Genomic DNA, 18,786 nt, shown 5'->3' with positions numbered 1-18,786 from the left:
TCAGATCTTGGAAATGTCGTTTGAAATCGCACAGATGATGGTACAGTCCAGCTGGGACACCATACATTCGACGATTTTCAGGCCTTTAAGCCAGAGAAGAATCAGCTTGATACTCTTAGATGAAACCAGTGCAAGATAAGCGTCTCAGACCACCCGATCCTCGTTTAACAAAAGGGGAACAGTTTCTGAAACTGTGGAGAGATCCAGCGAGCCTGAATTCCAAATTTGAATCAGAATTTCAAGTGGGAATAGAACGGCATTTTTCAATTCTAAGGAACAGTGGATGAATACAAAAGTAAATGGCAGCACGATAGAAATCGCTCTGGAAGGCCCGATCAGCGAAAAGACATCTTTGTTTGAACTCAACATTCAAAGCTACAAAGAGATCAAATTGAACATGTCAAAAGTGACCTTCATCAATTCCATCGGCGTGAAAAACTGGATCATGTGGACATGCCGTGTGCCGACTGATGCAAAGTTGTCACTGGAAGAATGTCCGTTCGTTATCGTCAACCAGGTGAACATCGTGCACGGCTTTCTTCCGAAAAACGCGCGCGTGATTTCTTTCCATGCGCCGTTCCTGTGTGAAGACTGTTCTCACGAACACGTGATCAAGTTGTCAGAGAATGTTCACTACAAATACGCAAGTGATCAGGAAGCTTCAACCTTGAATCTTCCCTCTGAAACTAAGTGTTCCAAATGTTCCGCGAAACTGGAGCCAGATTTCATTGTGGAAAAGACATTTGGATTTCTTAAGAAATAAGACTGACATCCAGATGAGGTCTGTACATCGACAAACATTTCCCTGATAGTAGGGGAATGAAAAAGAAACTCGGATTTGCAGCACTTGTATTATTCATCGGAATTTTAGCAGGCGTGGGATATCTCGCAGGTATCCCAGGTTTGAGCAAAGTGGACGAAACGTCTCTCGGAAAACCTCTTGCTGTCATTCGTGATATTCAATCCCAGGTTCGCCACAAATATCCCGGCGATTTTTTCTGGCGCACAGCCGCGGACGGACAAAAACTTTACAACGGTTCTGAAGTTTTTGTCGGTGAAAAATCCGCAGCCCTTCTGCACTTCTCTGGAAACCGCCGCGCCCGCCTGAGTGAAAACACCCTTTTGCGCATCTCTGAAGATTCCGGTGACAAAAACAATCTGATCCTGGCTTTGAACGATGGTTCATTCAACTTGCGAAGTTTCCCCAATGACAACACCGGAATCATTCTGCGTGTGGATCAGGCGGGTTTGCGCATCGGTCCCGGTTCCAAGTATGACCTTTACGTGAAAAAGAAAGAACACGCACTGGGTCTGGCAATGGCGGCAGGCCAGGTTGCCATCGAAGGTGTTGAAGATAAAAAAGTTCTGAAACACGGAGAAAGCGTCATCGTTCGCAGCCGCGGCACCAACGCAGACAATGCCGGTGACGCCGCAAACGACAGCAAAGTGGAACTGTATATCGATCAGACCATCGATCCTTCCATCAAACTGGTGCATCCGGCTGAAAAACAAGTGATCTATAAGAATGAAACCAATCAGGCTTTCATGTGGGAAAGCGATTCGGCAGAACGCCAGACGCTGGAATACTCGACTCATCCGGACTTCTATCAAATTGATGGTGAAGTGGATGTGACCGGCAAGAAGACCACGCCCATTCCAGTTGCAAAGCTGCTAGGGGATGTGTTCTGGCGAGTGATTTCTTATAAAGATGGTGTCCCCCACTTTTCCAACAACTCTTACTTTAAGGTCGCCAATCTGCAAAAGACGACTTTAAGTGAACCATCACTGACCTTCATTGAACGTGGAAAGTGGCAGCTGGATACTTCCGTCACCAACCCCGCCGCGAATTCCCGCTACGAGTTTCAGGTCAGTCGGACCGAAAGATACCAGGATCTGTATGACGCCTTTGTCGGTCCCTCGCCTTTCCGCTCCCTTATCGATCAATCTGGTGACTTCTATTTACGCGTCAGACGCCTTTACGCCAACGATCTGGTGTCAGACTGGTCGGATCCTGTCAAAATCAGCATTCGCAATCCCCTGACCCCGCCAGAGCTTAAAATTACGTCTCAGAGTGAAAAAGTCGGCGGCGTGGTCGCTGCCCAGCTTTCCTGGAGCGGCGAAGATGCGGCAGAACACTTCCTGCTTCGCACGTCTTTCAACGCTGACATGCGCGATTCAAAAATCAACCGCCTGCCAAAATCCAAAACCAGTTTTGAAATCAACGAATACCTGACGCGGCCTTATTACATCAGCCTGCAGACTGAATCCAAAGAAGGTGAAGTGTCGCCTTCTTCCAACCTCATCACCCTGCAACCTTCCGCGACGGCTTTGAAAAATCTGGCGGCCTCATCAGCAGCGGCCAAAGCCGCCGAACTTCAGGCACAAAAAGTCGCAGCAGCGGCGGCGGAAGACGAACGAAAGAATGCCCTGACTGTTCTTTCCCCGGATGACAACCTAGTTGCCTATATCGGAAAACCGGTTCGCTTTGAATGGAGCGGACCTGCGCCGACTCTGGAATTTTCCACCGTGCCGAAATTCACTCAAGATATCGAAAAAGTGAACACATCCGGTCGCTCTTTCGTCGAAGTAGCCCGCAAAAAAGCCGGCGTGCTTTACTGGCGCCTGATTGCCGCCAATGGCAAGCCTGGTGCGGGTCACAAGATCACCGTCGTCGCCCCGTCAGACATCAATCTGGAAAGTGCCGACCTTCGCCTTGTAGAACGCGGCCGCTGGGAAATCACCGCAAAAATCCGCGATGCCAAAAACAATCAGCAGTTCGAGGTGCAGCTGAGCCGCACGGCTGACTTCAGCACCGTCCTTGATTCCCGCAAAGGGCCCCTATCCCAGGGAATGGAAGTCACAACACCAGGAACCTACTATCTGCGCGCGCAAAAGGTTTACACTGACAAGCCTTCTTCGGCGGTGTGGTCTAACGTGATTTCTGCCGAAGTCCGCCCGCCACTCAGCGCTCCGGTGCTGCTGAAAGAAAAAGAGGATCTGGTCAGCCCGGTCACCGTGCGTGTCACCGTGAACTGGAAACCGGTTCCTCACGCCACAAGCTACATCATTGAGATTGCCGACACCCCCAAGTTCGGAAACGTGAATCTGAAGGTGGACTTGAACTCTCCGGAATACGCGATTGATCATTCCACCAAAGAGCCCAGTTATGTGCGTGTTCTGGCCCGATCCAAAGAAGGCGAGATTTCTCCGGCCTCAGAGGTTTTCAAAATCAAAGGGGTCCTGCCCGGGCCGTCAGTGGAACGCTATGAAATTTCATTTGGAAACATCGACGTAAAAGGATCCCAGGATCAACTGCACGTTCTGTGGACTCACCGTAAAAACGCCAAAAAATATTTTATGGAAGTGGGCCGCAACGAAAACCTGAAAGATGCCAAACGCTTTGAAACCCGCAATATTGAATTCTTTATGCCCGTCAAAGAAGAAGGCTGGTATTACTTCCGCCTGATTCCAAGCTCTGAAAGTCCGGACTTCTTTGACACGCCTTCACAGGTTTACGGTGTCGAGTACCGCAAACAGTCTGACCTGCTGGCCGCAACTCTGGAGGCCCCGAACAAAGGAAACAAATTCAAGTCCGGCGATGCAATTCGCTTTGCCTGGGGTCAGATTCTGGGTGCTGCCTGGTATGAACTGGAACTGGCCAAGAAGCAGGACTTCAGCGGCAGTGTGGTTTATAAAGTGGAAGCTCGCGATTACTATCTGAATCAGGGCCTGGACAAGGGACGCTGGTATTTCCGCATGCGCGGTCGCAGTTCCAGCCAGACTTCGCCGTGGTCTGAAGCCAGCTTTATCGAAGTTCAATAAAAAAAAGAGCTCCCACCGGGAGCTCTTTTCATTTTCAGATCTGGCTTTTTTAGATCGAACTAAACCACCAGCTCAATGATCGCACGGAAGCCGTTACTTCCCGCCATTGCCGCCAGAATGTTGCGCAAAGAAGTGATGTTCTTGCCTTGCGCTCCGATCAGCTTCCCGCGATGTTCCTGCGGGATATTAATGTGATATACGGTGGTGCGATCACCAGAAACGAAGCTGACTTCAACGCCGTCTGCACCGTTTGTCATCTCTTTCACCACATCCTGCAACAAGCCTGCGATGCGTTCCCGTACCTGATCCATCTGTGTATCTGCCAGCGCCAACACTTTGAGCCTTTCGTTTACTACTCAATCATCGTCAACGCTGGCCGCACAAAGCGCAACGGCCACCTGTAACGACAAGACTTCAAAGTGTTCACAGAGAAATGTTTCCCGAACAGCACAGGGAAACACGATATTTTATAATTCTTTAACCGGAATGCAAAAGGCCCTCGGAAGAGGGCCTTTTGTTTAATATGATTTTGCGAACAGGACCCATTTTGTAGCGGGTTTGCCCGAGAAGATACAGTTGCCTTGCACCGGCTCCTGATCCAGCGGCATACAACGTGGAGTCACTTTCAACTGCCCCAGCAGCTCATGCCCCATCCCGGCTTCACACCAAGGAACCTTGGCAAAGCCCGGAGCGGTGTTTTCACCACCAGAGAAATACTTTTCAAAGTCCTGCAGATTCGTGATGGTCTTGATGCTTTCGTCGCGCATTTGTTTCGCACGTTCAAACAGACCATCCTGCATTTCCTGAAGAAGATTCGTGATGTTGGCCACGAATGCGTTTCTTTCCATGGAGGATTTCTCTTTCGGACCACGGTCGCGGCGGCCAACAAAGACTTCACCTTTTGCCATGTCACGAGGACCCACCTCAACACGCACAGGAACACCTTGTTTGATGTACTGCCATGCTTTTTCACCACCACGCATGTCACGATCATCGATCTTCACACGCACGGAAGAACCCACATAGTTCTGGGACTTAAGGTCTTTTTCCAAAGCTTTTACATAGTCCAGAACCTGAGCACGCTCTTCGTCGTTGCGATAGATCGGAATGATCACCACATGCAACGGAGCCAGTCTTGGTGGAACCACGAACCCGTTGTCATCACTGTGGGTCATGATCAGACCACCGATCAAACGGGTCGAAACACCCCAGGAAGTGGTCCATGCGAACTCTTCCTTGCCTTCCGCGCTTAGATATTTGATCTCGGAAGCCTTGGCGAAGTTCTGACCCAGGAAGTGGGACGTGCCCGCCTGCAGGGCTTTTTTATCCTGCATCAGTGCTTCGATCGTGTAAGTGTCCACGGCACCCGGGAATCTTTCATCCGGAGTTTTCATGCCCTTGATCACTGGCATCGCCATGTATTGTTCTGCAAAGTCAGAATAGACATTCAGCATCTGCAAAGTTTCTTCCTGAGCTTCTTTAGCCGTCGCATGAACGGTATGACCTTCCTGCCACAGGAATTCTGCCGTTCTCAGGAACATGCGCGTGCGCATTTCCCATCTCATCACGTTACACCATTGATTCACCAGAATCGGCAGGTCACGGTAAGATTTCACCCATTTTGCAAACTGGTGACCGATGATCGTTTCGCTGGTTGGACGGATGATCAATGGCTCTTCCAGTTCGCCATCCGGGATCAGTTTGCCGTTGCCATCACCTTTCAAACGGTGATGAGTCACAACCGCGCACTCTTTCGCAAAGCCTTCCACGTGAGCCGCTTCTTTTTCCAGGAAGCTCAGTGGAATCAAAAGAGGAAAATAGGCATTCACGTGGCCCGTGTCTTTGAACATGCGGTCCAAAACACCCTGCATGTTTTCCCAAACGGCATAGCCCCAGGGTTTGATCACCATGCAACCGCGCACCGGAGAATTTTCCGCCATATCAGCGGCAACGATCACCTGCTGGTACCACTCTGGATAGTTTTGAGAACGTGTCGGGGTAATTGCTGTATCTGCCATCTTGCTGTCTCTTTCCTTCTAGTCTTTCGTATCAATTCCGTAGGCTTTGATCTTTCGGTGAAGGTAACTTCTTTCCAGACCAATAACCTCTGCTGTGCGCGAAATATTGCCGCTGTTTTCGCCAATCTTGCGCAGCAGATAATCTTTTTCAAACTGAGCCCGTGCTTCGCGGAAAGTGGAAAGATCCTGCATCTCCACCGCTTTTTCGTCGTCTTTGTCGATCAGACCCGCGAAACGAAGATCGTGAACATCCACGAAATCGCCCGGAGTCAGAATGTAAACACGCTCAATAAAGTTTTTCAGCTCACGAACGTTGCCCGGCCACTGATAGGCCAGCATTTTTTCCACGCCTTTTTCCGAAAACGCTTTTTTCGGATAACCGCTTTCGCGGGAAACGTTGTCAGAGAAATAGGAAACAAGCACTGGGATGTCCTCGGGATGCTCTCTTAAAGCAGGCACGCGGAAAGGAATCACGTTCAAGCGATAGTAAAGGTCTTCACGGAAACGACCGTCCTTCACTTCTTTTTCAAGATCCTTCGAGGAGGCTGCGATCACACGAACATCATTTTCGATCAATTCCGTACCACCAACTCTTGTATAGGTACGACTGTCGAGATACTTCAACAGCTTGGATTGCGCCGCCTGATTCAGCTCGCCGATCTCAGCAATGTAAAGCGTGCCTCCAAAAGCCAGATCCAGTTTGCCTTTTTTCGCGCGCTCCACACCCGGCATGGCGCCTTTTTCGATTCCGAAAATTTCTGAATCCTGAAGGTCCTCGGGGATGCCACCGCAGTTGATTTCAACAAACGGTCGGCTGGCGCGGGAGCTCATGTAATGGATATTCTGGGCCACAAGCTCTTTACCCGTACCCGCTTCACCCTGGATCAGAACCCAGGAACTGGTCGGTGCCACACGCGCGATGATTTGTTTCGTCGCGACGATGCTTGGTGCCTCGCCAATCAAAGCGATGGATTTACGAAGCTTGTTCAACAGAAGCGCTTTTTCTTCCTTCTGCTGCTGGTAACTGAGGATGTTGGAGATCACAATCAGGATCTTGTCCATGGACAGAGGCTTTTCGATAAAGTCCCAGGCACCCAGCTTGGTCGCTTTCACCGCAGTTTCGATGGTTCCGTGACCAGAAATCATCACAAATTCAACGTGCGGAAATTCTTTGCGCGCCAGATTCAGAACTTCGATCCCGTCGTACTTGCCCGGCATCCAGATATCCAGAAACACGATTTCCGGCTGAACATCACGAATCGCCTGAATTCCCGACTCACCATCGTGAGCCAAAGAAACCTGATAGCCTTCATCACGCAAAGATGCGGAAAGCACATCACGAATCGGTGCTTCGTCATCAATAATCAAAATTTTAGTGTTCAGTGCCGTCATAACGACCTCTTTTCCTTTAAGCCTCGGAAGGCTTCCATGCGCCGACTTCATTTACGGGCATTTCGATCACCATCTTGATACCTTTGGGTTCATTGGCCGTGGCGCGAATAAACCCGTTGTGATCCTCGATGATCCTTTTCACAATGGCCAATCCTAGCCCAGTTCCGCCTTCTTTTGTAGAGTAGTATGGCTCAAAAATGCGACTTCGATCCGCCGCGGGGATGCCTTCGCCATTGTCAGCCACCGTCATGCGCACGGTTTTGATGTCTTTATCGTAGCGCGTGGTGATTTTCACCCCGGGCTGTGACTCTTTTGCAACAGCAGAAACTGAGTTATCGACCAAATTGACCAGAACACGCTTGATCTGGTCCGGGTCGAACTTGAAGTCCGGCAGCTCCAGATCCTTGCTGAATTCAAAGTCGATCTGCGGATGGGCCTGACGGTATAAGCCCAAAGACTCTTCAACCACCGAGTTCAGGTTCGCCACCACCGGACGCGCCTGGGGCAATCGGGCAAAGTTACTGAATTCATTCACCAGGTTTTTAAGCCCATCCACCTGTTTCACGATCATGGTGGTGCATTCGCTGAAGGCCGGATCGGTGATCGAGCCCCCGAACTTGCGCTGCAGGCGTTCGGCGGAAAGTTTGATCGGAGTCAGCGGATTTTTGATTTCATGCGCGATACGACGGGCCACTTCCGTCCACGCCGCCGCACGCTGGGCATTCACGATCGGAGTCATGTCATCAAACACCAGGATCTTACCGATGTCCTCGCCCTTTTCGTCTTTCAACATGGACAAAGTCACCTGCAATGGAACGGCTTCACCCTGAACGTTCAGGCGCAGTTCCTTTTGCAAGCTTTCGATCTTGTGATCGTGCATGGTCTTTTGCAGTTCCGCGAAAGTGCGGAAATATTCCAGCGTCAGCAGATCACGCACAGAATGCCCGATGTACTTTTCCGGATCCACACGCAAAAGCTGAGCCGCGTGACGGTTGATCGTGGTCACGATCCCCGCCCTGTCGACCGAGATCACCCCGGCGCTGACGTTTTTAAGAACCGTGTCGGTGTAACGCGCGTGCTGATCCAATTCAGCCAGCGTGCTTTCCAGGGTCCCGGTCATCGAGTTGAAACTTTGAATCAAGTCCGCAATTTCTTCGGAACCGGCTTTGACCTCCAGCGGGGTATAATCCCCCCCGGCCACCCGGCGGGTGGCGCGGCCCAATTGCACGATCGGCACTGACAGTTGTTTTGCCAGATAGAAACCGAACCATGTTGCCGCTAGCAGGATCACGAAAGTCATCAGAACCAGAATATACAAATAGATCGACTTCAGCGGGTATTCCAGCGGATTGATATCGCGGAATTCATCGTACGCGGTCGAAATATCATTCATCTTGGAAATCAAAGACAGCGGCAGGAAGCTTGATACCACCACCGCCCCGCGCTCGGCGCCCTCTTGGACGGGCACAATCACGCGCACCAGATTACCGTCACCGAATTGGTGAATGATACTGGCCTCCGCCTGAAGCTTGATCCCCTTTTGCAGGAATTCCAAAGAAACCGCCGGCACTGTGGGTACGGTGTCATCTTCAGCTGACACCACCACGCGCTTGCCGAACAGTGATGGATAATATTCCACCGCATCCAGGCTGAAGTCCTTGCGCAGCTGTTCTACTTTCTTTTCGATCGCGCGCTGATCACGCAGCGGACGAAGAGAATCGGCAATCTGATGGGCAAAGTGATAGTTCTTTTTCTTGGCGTTGAAGTAATAGGCATTGGTGACTTCGATGGAGCTTTTTAATACCCCGGCCATCTTCGCACTGAACCATTTGTCGAAACTGGAGTTGATATAGAACACCGAGATGATGAACATCAGCACGGTCGGAATGAAACTGAACGCCACAAAGGCTGCGACCAGTTTGGCCTTTAAGCTTGAGCCAAAGACCTTGCCCTGTCTTTCCACGAAGACCTTCACGACATTGCGGAAGATCATGAACAGCAGAAGCAAAAGCAGGATGATATTGAAGTTCACCAGACCGAAGAAGAAGATACTGTGAACAAACGGAAGCTGCTGGCTGGTGGCGAACAGGCGGATTTCAAACCACGTCAGAAGACCAAATAAAAACGACACCACAAGAACCAAAATGATCTCGCGGCGTCGCTTTTTAAACTCCTGCGGACCAGGAGGAAGAAACTCATCCTTAAGGGGCGTATTTTCCATAGGCCCCATGCTAGATTACTTTCTTACTTTTTTCTTCTTTTTTTGTGTTTTTGCCGCAGCTTTTGCAGGCTTCTTGGCCGCCTTCGCCGCAGCTTTTACCGGGGCTTTTTTAGCCAGCATAAGAGCTGTCTTCATGGCCGCAGGGATTTCCTGAGTCAAGCCGATCATTTCCATCGTCACCTGAGCCGCTTCTTCACCTTTGTTGCCGTGATCGCCACCGGCGCGGGCCAAAGCCTGCTCTTCGTTTTCCGTCGTCAGAACGCCGAAACCGATCGGTTTTTTGTAATCAAGCATAAGACGGGTTACGCCGTCAGTCACAGAGTTGCAAACATAGTCATAGTGAGAAGTGTCACCACGGATCACCACGCCCAATGCCACAACACCGTCACAGCCCGCTTCCAGGAAAGCCTGGCACGCCAATGGGATTTCCACCGCGCCCGGAACCAAAGCCGCAAAGATCTCTACGTCTTCACAGGACTCCAGATAGCTGATCGCGCCTTCTTCAAGTTTAGAGGTGATTTCCTGATTCCAGCGAGCGGTGACAACACCAACTTTGATTTTTCCCATTATTTTGGTCCCTTCAAGTTTTCCATTGCGACAATTTCAACGATTTCGATATCAAAGGCCTTCAGGCCGACTTTCTTTTCCGGCTTGTTGGTCAAAAGACGGATCTTGTTCGCACCAAGCTCACGCAGGATCTGGGCGCCGATGCCGTAGTCACGCTCATCCATCAACGGCGTGCTCGGACGGATATCCTCAAGACCCACCAGAACATTCAGTTCTTGAGTCAGGCCGGTGGTGCGGTTGTTTCCGCGCAGAAGCACGAAAGCGCCGCTTTCTTCCTGGGAAATAGCCTTGATGCTCTCAAGCACGGACGAAGCCCCACGCTGAACCACCGCCATGAAATCACGGGTGAAGTTGTCCACGTGAACACGCACCAGGGTTGGATGATCTTTCTTGATTTCACCTTTTTGGATCACCAGATGCTCCAGGCCATCCACCGTGCTGCGGAAGACACGCGCCTGCATGTTTTCACCGAAGGATGCTGGCAGTGGAACACTGTGCAGCTCTTCCACCAAAGTTTCATTCGCCAGACGATACGCGATCAGATCCACGATCGTGCCGATTTTGATATCGTGCTTTTTTGCGAACTCACGAAGATCACCCACGCGAGCCATTGTGCCGTCATCGTTCATCACTTCACAGATCACTGCGGCTGGATTCAAACCCGCCAAGCGGGCCAGATCCACGCTGGCTTCGGTATGACCGGCACGCTTCAAAACCCCACCCTGCTGGGCGCGGATTGGGAAGATGTGACCCGGCATGTGAATGTCAGCCGGTTTTGCATGAGGGTTCGCAGCCACGCGGCAGGTCAATGCACGATCGGCAGCGGAAATACCAGTCGAGATACCTTCAGAAGCCTCGATGCTGACCATGAACGCTGTTTTGTTCGGCGCAAAGTTCAGATCATCACGGACCATCAGTGGCAGCTGCAGACGCTCGACCTGCTGGGCCGTCAGACAAAGGCACACCAGACCGCGGGCTTCTTTCACCATGAAGTTGATATTTTGTGGCGTGGCGAATTCAGCGGCCAGAATCAGATCGCCTTCGTTTTCCCGATCTTCGTCATCCACCAGGATAACCATCTTGCCGTTACGAACATCATCGATGATCTCAGGGATTGTATTGAATTCCATTGTTAGCCCTTTCTGACTTCCAAAGAACGTTGGATGGCGCGGGCCATGTAATCAGGCTCCACGTTGATACGGCTGCCCGGCTTAAGCAGTCCCAAGTTAGTGCGCTTCAAAGTTTCAGGAATCAAGCAGACAGACACCACCGAACCCTGCAGTTCATTGACCGTCAGGCTGACCCCATTCAGGGTCACGCTGCCCTTTTTCCAGACGTAAGGCAAAATGGTTTCTGCCACGTTCACATCCAGAAAGAAGGATTCACCCTCAAGATCAGCGCGGGTCACTGTCCCCAGGCTGTCGACGTGACCGGTCACCAGATGGCCGTGAATACGGTCACCAAAACGCAAAGATCTCTCAAGATTGACCTGTTTTCCCAGCCAGCTTTGCGGGTTCCATTCAAGAACCTTGATGGTCTCGGCCGCCAAAGCAAAAGTCATGGTCTGATCATCAAAAGCTTCCACGGTCAGACAAGCGCCGTCGCAGGCAATACTGTCGCCGAGCTTTATGTCATTGAATTCAGAAGGTTTTTTGATTTTTATACGATAGGCATTGGTCAGCTCTTCAGAGCTTTCAATGGGCATCACAGATTCTACGATTCCAGAAAACATAGGGGCCTCAAGCTTGTGGCCGAGACCCTACATCTTTCCCCTGCCCGTGGCAAGGAAAGTGGCACTTTTACACTCTGAGAAAGCCCTAGCCGCGGCCCGGTTTTCCCGGGTTTTGATTGCCTATTGGTTTGGACGGGGTCTGAGTGGCTGGCGTGGAGGAATCCACCGGCTGAACACCCGGATCCTGTGGCTTATAATCCGCAGCATGGAACTGGAACAGTTTTACTTTGGCTCCAATAACAGCGTTATTGGCATTTTGTTCGATCACGCGACCGCGGGAGATTTCATCACCCACCCAGTCGATCTCGATCTTGGCAACCGCCGAACCTGCCGCGGCCCCACCACCCAGGTATTTCGAGTTACAAGGTTCACCTTCCCAGTAGTAGTCTTCGTTATAAACCAACAACTGATCGCCCGCTTCCAGGCCCACATCCAAACCGCCCACGATCACCAAATGCGTGTCGTGATTGGCCATCACACGGGTGTGCCATTCTTCAGATTTCAATCCGGAGTTCAGTTCACCCACGGCTTTGACCAAAGCATTCTTGGTCACTTGCGCCAGCGGCGTCTGATAGTAAGCGCTTGGCCCAATAGTGAAGGCACCGAAATTCAGGCCGAAGTTCACTTTGGTTTTGGTCTGTTTTGTCGTCACATTGGCTGCTGTCATCACTTTCGAAGTCAAAGGACGAGTCGCCATCATGGAAAGATCCAGCTGCGCCCATTCGACATTCAAGCCCGCCGAAGCCAGTCCATTCGTGGAATAGTTCCCTGCCGGAGTGAAACCCACCGTCAGACCACCACCGCCGATCAATTCAAATGAATTCACCGCACCGGAAAGTTTCGCCTGCGGAATGTTCACCATACACCACGCGGTTTGCGCGTACTGCACATCATAGTTGTCCTTGCCGACAGCTTCAGCAAACGCCTTCATCATCTGACCGTCCGCTTTGGTCAGATTGAAGAAGCTTTGATCCCCGCTGCGTGCCTGCTCCGGGGGAACAGCGATTGGAGGCGCATATCTTAGCGCGAATTCTTTGCTCTCCATGAGCACTCCATATATCTGTTCGTTGGCAACAAATTGGAAATCGAAAGAACCATTGGGGAAGATCAGAGGACTGGAGCGGATCGCGCCCATCTCAACAATCTTCTTAAGACTGCGCACCGGAACTTCAGCCTGCTTTTGTTCGCACTTCTGATTTCCCATTGTCATGGCCGCGCCGGCGATCATCACGCCTGCTTTGAAAATTTGTTTCGACCATTTTACTGTGCCTTGTGATTTCATGATATTCCCTTTCCACTCCATCTATCGAGGCGGTTCATGCACAGTATACGGAATGAAAAGGCTGGACCTTAAACCGGGTGTAAGTTTGCGGACTCATTTGCAAAAACGAAACCGGTTTCATCATGAGACGCGCTAAGTGTTTGAAATTGTTCGCAAGCCTTGGAAACAGCAATTTCAAAAAAATTTTGCCTTGTCGAATGTTTAGACTGTTTAAGAAAAGTTGAATGGCGTGATGACTAGTGTGAATACTCTGAACGTCAAAACATTGATCACAATAAAACGAAATACGAATAAAGAATTTCGGACGGCTGCTTTGCCGCCCGCTCAAGCACGGCAATGCTAGAAGCTGCCGCCACCGGACAGTGTGATGAAGTATTGGGTCTCGCTTTTATTAAGTGTGAAATCGTTTTTATCCTTACGATCCTCGAAATACTGGAACTGCTGAACACCACCACCGATGCGCAAACCACCCAGGCCGAATGTGATCCCGGCAACTCCAAACGCGGCATTGGAATTTTCAGAGGCAAAACGCAATCCCGGGCCGGCATAAAGCTCAATCCCCAAAGTGCGGCTGCTGTTGTACATCTCGTAATTGAAAAGACCCGCGGTATCCAAACCATACACGGTATTAATCTGGGATCCAAACTGTGTAAAGATGGAGTTTCTCCAGTTGAACCAGTTCACTGGAAAATAGTTCAAGCCCAGATGAATCTCGCTGTAGGATTCACCATCACGGGAACCGGCAGAACCACTTAAGTCGTAAGAAACATACGAAGCCTGGGCTGCGCAGGAAAAACCGATTGCCATTGCCAGAGTGCCAATAAACTTTTTCATAGAACTCCATTTCTTTAAGTGTCTGAAAACCGGGGGAACTACTTTTTCAAGAATTCAAAATCGCGATCCATCACCGTCTTACGCCCGTCAGCCCGTGCATTTTCAATCGCACGATCACACAGGATACGCACGTGATCCGAAAGCACATCCATCACGGATGCAGAAGTATTGTATTCAGAACGGGCCTGAATATAGTCCTTCAAACGAGAGGCGATGATCAAAAATTCCTGAGGAGCTGCCGCCAGACTGCCCGCCGGAGCCGACGGAGTGGATGCTGTCGGAGATTTGACAATGATACGAGCCGGAGCGCGCTGATGGGATTCTTCTGCCGCCGCCGCATCTTTCGGAGCAACTTTTTCCACGGCTCCCGCATCGCGGTGTCTTGCCCCCGGCAGATGTGTTTCAAAACAAGGGACACTGCAAAAAACATAACCCGTGCGCTCGTTGTTGCAGGTGGAAACACTGCAAACGAAATATTTCGAACCATAATTGATGGGCTTTTTGCAGGAACTGCATTTACGCCAGAATGTGGCTGAGGTGGCTTCCATAAAATCTCCTGCCAATATTGAAGCACACATTGGCAGGGACTGAAAAACGAAATCTTATTGATTGCAGCGCGGGATTTTCTGATCTGGCTCCAGACGGTTTTGAGTGCCCAGATGACGGGCGGCTTCTTTCAGCGCGTCTTTGGAACCTTTGCTGCTGATCGGATAGACTGTGTATCCATCGCGGTAAGTCGGCGTGTAATAGGAGGTCAGCACCTGAGTGCGGCCCTGCATATCGCGTCCCAACTGCAGATAGACAACGGCGCCGGTTTTCTTTTCGGTCCCGGCCTGGAATGCCAGGAAGTTCCCCAGAGAATACACAATCATCGTCAGACGACCGTCACTGGTGCGATAGCTTTCCCAGGGTTGCAGGACATGGGGATGAGATCCCACAACTGCCACTGCTCCTGCCTCCAAAAAGCGTTTGGCATAAGTCGTTTGTGACTTGTCCGGCTTATGGCTGTATTCCACACCCCAGTGCGGAAGCACAATCACACCATCAATGTCGCCCCGAGCGCGCAGCTGACGGATCAATGTTTCGACCTGCTGGGATTTGCCATAACAGGAAAGAACTTGGTTCTTAGTGTCTGCTATCCCATTGGTCGCTTCGGTGCAGGCAACAAACGCCATACGATAGCCGCGCACATCCGCCAGGTGATAGAAGTTTTCATTCGGCGCGTAAGACGGCCTTGTGCCCACGGTGGAAAGGCCAATGTTTTTCGCAGCCTCAATGGTGCGATCGACGCCCCGCCATTGTCTGTCCAACGAATGGTTGTTGGCGGTGCTGATCAGGGCAACATTGGAACTTTTCAGATCACGCAGAATCTGCGGATGGAAGTTGAAGGAAAAATTCGTTCCTGAATACACGTTCAGATCATAGGTAAAACCCTGATCGCCCACATCACGTCCAGCCTTGTCGATACCGACCGCCGCCGGACCTTCCAGATTCACGGTCATGTAATCGGCTTTGTTGAACAATGGAATGGCCTTGTTCCAAAGACTTGTGAAGTTCTGTTTCGGCAGAATGTTTTTGTAAAGAGCATCGTGAACCAGAATGTCCCCGGCAAAGCCCAGAACCACGGAACCATCGGCGCAGTTTGCGCCTTTGTTGGCGTGAGCGGATGTTACAAAGATCAGACTGGCAATGAGGAAAGCTTTATTCAGACGCATAGGCCGTGAGGATGCCCTCGGCAGAGGGGTTTCTCAACCCACAGACCTGTAACGGAAAAGAATGCAAAAGGTGTCTAAAACCCTGACAGCTCTAGTCGTGGGAAAGACCCGTAATCAGCAGCTCAGCCGTCGCCGGATTGGTCGCCAGCGGAACATTATGAACGTCGCAGATTCGCATCAACATCGAGATGTCCGGGTCATGGGGATGCATGCCCAGCGGATCACGGAAAAAGATCACGCCTTGGCACTTGCCAGTCGCAACCTCGGCAGCGATCTGGGCGTCCCCACCCAATGGCCCCGAAAGCCTGCGTGTTACTTTCAATCCCGCGGCCTGGATCAGGCGGCCAGTATTGCCGGTGCCCACCAAAGTGAAGTTTTTGAAAGTCTCCAGATGATCACGCACGAAAGAAACCATCAGAGCTTTCTTTCCGTCGTGAGCAATCAAGGCCAATGTCTTTTTCTTTTGTTTTTTCATTTCTTCACTCTATTCCCGTAAAACTCAATTGTCATGTTATCGCTTAAGAAGCAAAAAGCCCTGCCTCGTTGAGACAGGGCTTGATGCTGTGTAGCTAGAAAAAACAACCAGGCACCTTAGAAGGTCAGGGTGCTTCCGTTGGCTTTGACGTGGATGGTGTCTCCGGCTTTGACTTTGCCAGAGATGATCTCTTTGGAAAGTGGATTCAGAAGTTCGGTCTGAATCACACGCTTCAAAGGTCTTGCACCATAAATCGGGTCGTAGCCTTTCTTCGCCAGGAAGTCGATGGCCTCCTGATTGAAGTCGATGCCGATCTTTTTTGCTTTCAGTCTTTGAGCAACCAGATCCAACTGCACCTTCACGATGCCGGAAATCTGCGATTCGCCCAGGGACTTGAACATCACGATCTCATCAATACGGTTCAGGAACTCCGGACGGAATCTTTCACGCAAAGCTTCGTTGACCGCTTCACGCTTCTGATTTTCCGACATGCCCGGATCCAGAATCGACTGTGAACCCACGTTCGAGGTCATGATCAGCACGGTGTTTTTGAAATCCACCGTGCGCCCCTGACCGTCGGTCAAACGACCGTCATCCAGAACCTGCAACAGGATGTTGAACACATCCGGATGGGCTTTTTCAACCTCATCCAGCAGCACCACACTGTACGGACGGCGACGGACTGATTCCGTCAGCTGGCCACCCTCTTCATAACCGACATAGCCCGGAGGCGCGCCGATCAGACGGGACACAGCGTGTTTTTCCATATATTCACTCATGTCGATACGGACAACGGCTTGTTCGTCATCGAACAGGAATTCGGCCAAGGCCTTCACGGTTTCAGTTTTACCCACACCTGTCGGACCCAGGAACATAAAGGTTCCGATCGGACGGTTCGGGTCTGAAATCTCGGCCCGTGCCCGGCGAATGGCATCGGCCACAATCGTCAGGGCATGATCCTGACCCACCACACGGTGTTTCAGAGAATCTTCCATGTGCAGCAGTTTCTGGGATTCACTTTCCAGCATTTTGCTGACTGGAATACCCGTCCACTTCGCGACGACTTCGGCCACATCTTCAGGACCGACTTCTTCTTTCAGCATGCGGTTTTCTGAAGAGGATTTCGCGCCTTCCTTGCTGCGCTCTTCCAGGGCTTTGAGTTTTTTCTCGGCCTCAGGAAGCTTTCCGTATTTCAGTTCGGCCGCCTTGCCCAGATCGCCCTCGCGCTCGGCTTTGGCCACGGCCACCTTCAGGTCCTCGATGTCGGCTTTGAGTTTTTTAATGCCCTCAATGCCGCCTTTTTCAAATTCCCACTGTTCCCGCAGCAACTGGTTCTTGGCGTTCAGCTCGGTGATTTCTTTATCAATCACCGCCAGACGCTCGCGGGCGCTTTCGTCTTTTTCTTTTTTCAGCGCCTCTTTTTCAATGCGCAACTGCATCAGCTCGCGTTCGATCTTGTCGACTTCTTCCGGCACCGAGCGGGTTTCAATACCCAGCTTGCTGGCCGCTTCGTCGATCAAATCAATCGCCTTATCCGGCAGGAAACGGTTGGTGATATAACGGTGAGACAATTTCACCGCGGACACCAGCGCCGCATCCGTGATGCGAATACCGTGGTGGACTTCGTACTTTTCTTTCAAGCCACGCAGGATGGTGATGGCGTCTTCAACACTTGGTTCCTCGACCATCACCGTCTGGAAGCGTCTTTCCAAAGCCGCATCTTTTTCGATGTACTTGCGGTATTCATCCAATGTGGTGGCACCAATACAGCGCAGTTCACCGCGTGCCAGGGCCGGCTTCAGCAACTGCCCCGCATCCATGGCACCGTCGGTTTTACCCGCGCCCACCAGGGTGTGCAGTTCGTCGATGAACAAAATGATCTGGCCATCGCTGGAGGTGACTTCTTTGATCACCGCTTTCAGGCGGTCTTCAAATTCCCCGCGGTATTTTGCACCCGCGATCAAGGCCCCCATATCCAAAGACATCAGTTTTTTGCCAACCAGATTGTCCGGCACGTCGTGTTTGATGATCCGCAAAGCCAGGCCTTCGGCAATGGCGGTTTTACCCACCCCAGGCTCCCCGATAAGGACCGGGTTGTTTTTGGTGCGACGGGAAAGAACCTGCACCACGCGGCGGATTTCTTCATCACGCCCCACCACCGGATCCAGCTTGCCCTCGGCCGCCAAAGCGGTCAGGTCACGAGCATACTTGTTCAGAACCTCGTACTTGTTTTCCGGATCATCATCCGTCACTTTTTGTTTTCCGCGAATTTCAGTCAGGGCTGTGCGTGCCGCCTCCGCCGTGACTTTGTTTTTCTTAAACAGCCCGTTCAGCTCAGAGTCCCCGCCTTTCAGCATGGCCATAAAGAAGTGCTCGGTGGAGATATAGGAATCACCCCACTCCTGAGCTTCGGTTTCGGCCGCCTGAAAGATCTTTTCAAGGCGAGGGCTGGCGAACATCTTTTGCCCGCCACCGGTCACCTGAGGGAATTTATCAATTTTAGTCCGCAATTCCGCAAGGAACTGGGCCTGAGGAACATTCAATTTGTCGAGGATGCGCGGAACTATGCCTTCGGTCTGCTGCACCAGCTCCATCAGAAGGTGTTCCGGCTCTACAGAGGGGCTGCTTTTGCGCTCAGCCAGTCTCGCGGCGGCCTGCATGGCCTCCTGGCTTTTTCGCGTCATTTTTTCAATATCGTTGCTCATAAACCCTCCATCTGGAATAAAGG

The 18,786-nt window shown here is 51.2% G+C and carries 15 protein-coding genes; 2 read left to right on the top strand and 13 right to left on the bottom strand.

Going from position 1 to position 18,786, the window contains the following annotated elements; all coding sequences use genetic code 11:
• Positions 1 to 283: 283 nt before the first annotated feature.
• Both AC04MQ_RS07275 and AC04MQ_RS07270 read left to right on the top strand, forming a co-directional pair.
• Complete coding sequence (locus AC04MQ_RS07275) at positions 284 to 763, top strand: hypothetical protein (RefSeq protein WP_015092058.1); 480 nt, start codon at positions 284 to 286, stop codon at positions 761 to 763.
• 56 nt (positions 764 to 819) lie between these two features.
• Positions 820 to 3,822: a hypothetical protein gene (locus AC04MQ_RS07270; RefSeq protein WP_475391720.1), complete on the top strand. Its 3,003-nt coding sequence runs from the start codon at positions 820 to 822 to the stop codon at positions 3,820 to 3,822.
• Positions 3,823 to 3,881: 59 nt separating this feature from the next.
• On the opposite strand, the gene AC04MQ_RS07265 is transcribed toward AC04MQ_RS07270, so the two are convergent.
• The 13 genes from AC04MQ_RS07265 to clpB form a co-directional block, all read right to left on the bottom strand.
• Positions 3,882 to 4,133, bottom strand: a complete 252-nt coding sequence (locus AC04MQ_RS07265) for a KH domain-containing protein (RefSeq protein ID WP_475391718.1) — start codon at positions 4,131 to 4,133, stop codon at positions 3,882 to 3,884.
• Between the two features lie 207 nt (positions 4,134 to 4,340).
• Positions 4,341 to 5,840, bottom strand: coding sequence for a proline--tRNA ligase (gene proS / locus AC04MQ_RS07260; RefSeq protein WP_015092061.1), 1,500 nt, complete (start codon positions 5,838 to 5,840; stop codon positions 4,341 to 4,343).
• 18 nt (positions 5,841 to 5,858) lie between these two features.
• On the bottom strand, positions 5,859 to 7,232 hold the full coding sequence (locus AC04MQ_RS07255) for a sigma-54-dependent transcriptional regulator (protein ID WP_015092062.1): 1,374 nt from the start codon (positions 7,230 to 7,232) through the stop codon (positions 5,859 to 5,861).
• A gap of 16 nt (positions 7,233 to 7,248) precedes the next feature.
• On the bottom strand, positions 7,249 to 9,453 hold the full coding sequence (locus AC04MQ_RS07250; protein ID WP_015092063.1) for a sensor histidine kinase: 2,205 nt from the start codon (positions 9,451 to 9,453) through the stop codon (positions 7,249 to 7,251).
• A 15-nt stretch (positions 9,454 to 9,468) separates the two neighbouring features.
• Positions 9,469 to 10,020 carry a 6,7-dimethyl-8-ribityllumazine synthase gene (gene ribH, locus AC04MQ_RS07245; RefSeq protein WP_015092064.1) on the bottom strand — a complete coding sequence of 184 codons (552 nt, stop codon included), beginning with the start codon at positions 10,018 to 10,020 and terminating at the stop codon, positions 9,469 to 9,471.
• Entirely contained in the window at positions 10,020 to 11,150 is a 1,131-nt protein-coding gene (gene ribB, locus AC04MQ_RS07240) for a 3,4-dihydroxy-2-butanone-4-phosphate synthase (RefSeq protein WP_475391715.1), read from the bottom strand. The genes ribH and ribB overlap by 1 nt, the downstream gene beginning before the upstream one ends.
• A gap of 2 nt (positions 11,151 to 11,152) precedes the next feature.
• Positions 11,153 to 11,752, bottom strand: a complete 600-nt coding sequence (locus AC04MQ_RS07235) for a riboflavin synthase (RefSeq protein WP_011165410.1) — start codon at positions 11,750 to 11,752, stop codon at positions 11,153 to 11,155.
• Positions 11,753 to 11,837: 85 nt separating this feature from the next.
• The gene (locus AC04MQ_RS07230) at positions 11,838 to 13,034 is read right to left on the bottom strand and encodes a hypothetical protein (protein WP_235046149.1); all 1,197 of its coding nucleotides are present in this window, start codon (positions 13,032 to 13,034) and stop codon (positions 11,838 to 11,840) included.
• 339 nt (positions 13,035 to 13,373) lie between these two features.
• The gene (locus tag AC04MQ_RS07225; protein WP_015092067.1) at positions 13,374 to 13,868 is read right to left on the bottom strand and encodes a hypothetical protein; all 495 of its coding nucleotides are present in this window, start codon (positions 13,866 to 13,868) and stop codon (positions 13,374 to 13,376) included.
• Between the two features lie 38 nt (positions 13,869 to 13,906).
• A complete protein-coding gene (locus AC04MQ_RS07220) occupies positions 13,907 to 14,416 on the bottom strand; it encodes a hypothetical protein (protein WP_475391712.1) in 510 nt (169 codons plus the stop codon).
• Between the two features lie 54 nt (positions 14,417 to 14,470).
• Positions 14,471 to 15,583, bottom strand: coding sequence for a CapA family protein (locus AC04MQ_RS07215; RefSeq protein WP_015092069.1), 1,113 nt, complete (start codon positions 15,581 to 15,583; stop codon positions 14,471 to 14,473).
• Positions 15,584 to 15,674: 91 nt separating this feature from the next.
• On the bottom strand, positions 15,675 to 16,058 hold the full coding sequence (locus AC04MQ_RS07210; protein WP_011165416.1) for a methylglyoxal synthase: 384 nt from the start codon (positions 16,056 to 16,058) through the stop codon (positions 15,675 to 15,677).
• A gap of 116 nt (positions 16,059 to 16,174) precedes the next feature.
• On the bottom strand, positions 16,175 to 18,763 hold the full coding sequence (gene clpB, locus AC04MQ_RS07205; RefSeq protein ID WP_475391710.1) for an ATP-dependent chaperone ClpB: 2,589 nt from the start codon (positions 18,761 to 18,763) through the stop codon (positions 16,175 to 16,177).
• Positions 18,764 to 18,786 lie beyond the last annotated feature (23 nt).

It is taken from the genome of Bdellovibrio sp. MYbb2, from assembly GCF_056175685.1.
The sequence above is the reverse complement of the archived record's forward strand: the minus strand, read 5'-3'. Positions and strand labels throughout refer to the sequence as shown.